Annotated in this window: 1 protein-coding gene; it reads left to right on the forward strand. The window is 73.0% G+C overall.

The features are described from left to right. On the forward strand, window positions 1–2,965 hold a 2,965-nt coding region (locus HL658_RS36345), incomplete at both ends, for a beta strand repeat-containing protein (protein ID WP_180287752.1).

Raw genomic sequence — 2,965 nt, forward strand, 5'->3', positions numbered from 1 at the left:
GGTCCGGCACCGACATCGTGACGCTGGGGGGCACCGGCAGCACCTTCACCGCTCATCTCCTGGAAAGCCTCGCCGGTGCGGCCGGCACCGACCTGATCATCATCGGCTCGTCGGGCGGCACGCTGGTGGTCTCCGGTGTCGAGACTCTGGTGGGCGGGTCCGGCACCGACGCGGTGACGCTCGGCAGCACCGGCAGCAGCATCCTGCTGCGCGCGCTGGAGACCCTGACCGGCGGTGCGGGCAGCGACGCGGTGACCATCGGCAACACCGGCACCACCACCGTGGTGTCGGTGCTGGAAACGCTGCTCGGCGGGTCCGGCACCGACGCGATCACGCTGGGCACGGCCGGGACCACCATGGTGGCCTCGCAGCTGGAGACGCTGACCGGCGGGTCCGGCACCGACGTGATCACGCTGGAGACGGCGCGCTTCGACGCCACCCTCGACCGCAATGTGCTGACCGGCGCCCTCGGCAACACGCTGACGGTGAGCGGGGTGGAGACGCTGACCGGCTCCGGCGGCACCGACGTGGTGACGCTGGGCTCGGCCGGCAGCACCATGACGGTGGTGTCCGACGTGGAGTTCCTGGTGGGCGGCGCGGGCACCGACGTCATCACGCTGGGCTTGTCCGGCAACACCTTCACGCTCCGCGGCATCGAGACGCTGAGCGGCAACGCCGGCACCGATGTGATCACGCTGGGCGACACCGGCGGCACGGCGACGGTCACCCTGATCGAAAGCCTGTCCGGCGGCGCCGGCACCGACGCGATCACCATCGGTTCCGCAGGCGCCACGCTGGCGGTGTCGGCTCTGGAGAGCCTGGCCGGCGGTGCCGGCACCGACGCGGTGACGCTGGGGGCCGCCGGCTCCACCATCGCGGTCGCCCTGCTGGAGACCCTGGCGGGCGGCGTCGGCACCGATCTGGTGACCATCGGCAGCGCCGGCAACACGCTGACCGTCTCGGCTCTGGAGACCCTGACCGGCGGCGCCGGGACCGACGCCGTCATGCTGGGGTCCGCCGGCGGCACGCTGACCATCCGCGCGCTGGAGAGCATCACCGGCGGTGCTGGGACCGACGTGGTCATCGTCGGCTCGACCGGCAGCACGCTCACCGCCTCGGCCCTGGAGATCCTGGTCGGCGGGGACGGCTCCGACATCGTGACGCTGGCGGCGGCCGGCACCATCACCGTGCGCGGGCTGGAGACGCTGGCCGGCAGCGCCGGCAGCGACGCCATCACCATCGGCGACACCGGCACCACCATGACGGCGAGCCTGCTGGAGACGCTGACCGGCGGTGCCGGCACCGACGTCATCGTCATCGGCAGCGTCGGCAACACGCTCACGGTCTCGGCTCTGGAGACCCTGACCGGCGGCCTCGGCACCGACGCGATCACGCTGGGGTCCGTCGGTGGCACGGTCACCGTGTCGGCGCTGGAGAGCCTGACGGGCGGTGCCGGCACCGACGTGGTGACGCTGGGTGCGGCGGGGTCCACCCTGCTGGCCTCGGGGCTGGAGATCCTGGTGGGCGGCGCCGGCACCGACGCCGTCACTCTGGACAGCGCGGGCGGCACGATCCTGCTGCGCGGCCTGGAGACGCTGACCGGCAACAGCGGCATCGACGCGGTGACGGTGGGCGACACCGGCACCACCATGACGGTCACCCTGCTGGAAACGCTGGCCGGCGGTGCCGGCACCGACGTGATCGCCATCGGCACCGCCGGTTCCACGCTGCTGGTCTCGGCGCTGGAAAGCCTGACCGGCGGCGTCGGCACCGATGCGGTGACGCTTGCGTCCGCCGGCGGCACCATCACGGTGGCGTCGCTGGAGACGCTGACCGGCGGTGCCGGCACCGACATCGTGACGCTGGGCTCCGTCGGCGGCACGCTGACCGTGACGGCGCTCGAAACGCTGCTCGGCGGTGCCGGCACCGACGCGGTGACGCTGGGCTCGGCCGGCGGCACGCTGACCTTGCGGGCCGTGGAGAGCATCACCGGCGGGTCCGGCTCCGACGTGGTGCTGCTCGGCTCGACGGGCAACACCGCCGCCGTCTCCGCGCTGGAGATCCTGGTGGGCGGCACCGGCTCCGACGTGGTGTCGCTCGACAGCGCCGGCGGCACGATCCTGCTGCGCGCCATCGAGACGCTCGTCGGCGGTGCGGGCACCGATGCGGTGAGCATCGGCGACACCGGAACCACCATCACCGTCTCGGCCCTGGAGAGCCTGACCGGCGGTGCCGGCACCGACATCGTGACGCTGGGCCCGTCCGGCGGCACGCTGACGGTGGCGGCGCTCGAAACGCTGCTCGGCGGTGCCGGCACCGACGCGGTGACGCTGGCGTCGTCCGGCGGCACCCTGACGGTGCGCGGTCTGGAGACCATCGCCGGCGGTGCCGGCACCGACGTGGTGACGCTCGGCTCCACCGGCAGCACCGCCGCCGTTGCCGGTCTGGAGGTGCTGGTCGGCGGTGTCGGCAGCGATGCGGTGACGCTCGACAGCGCCGGCAGCACGATCCTGCTGCGCGGTCTGGAGACGCTGACCGGCGGCTCCGGTTCCGACGTGGTGACGATCGGCGACACCGGCACCACCATGACGGTGTCCGGGCTGGAGACGCTGGTCGGCGGCGCCGGCACCGACGTGGTCACCATCGCCTCCTTCGGCACGACCATGATGATCAACCCGGTGGAGACGCTGCTGGGCGGCGCCGGCACCGACATCATCACCATGGCGAGCACGGGCGGCACGGTCACGGTGTCGGGCCTGGAGAGCCTGACCGGTGGCGCCGGCAGCGACCTGGTCTTCATCGGCGGCAGCGGCACCACGATGACCGTCGGGACGATCGAGATCCTGGTCGGCGGCGCCGGGTCGGACGTCATCACCCTGGCGTCGTCGGGCACCACGGTCACGCTGCGCGGGATCGAGACGCTGACCGGCGGCTCCGGTTCCGACGTGGTGATCACCGGCGACAC

The organism is Azospirillum oleiclasticum, from assembly GCF_013423485.1.
GTDB lineage: Bacteria > Pseudomonadota > Alphaproteobacteria > Azospirillales > Azospirillaceae > Azospirillum > Azospirillum oleiclasticum.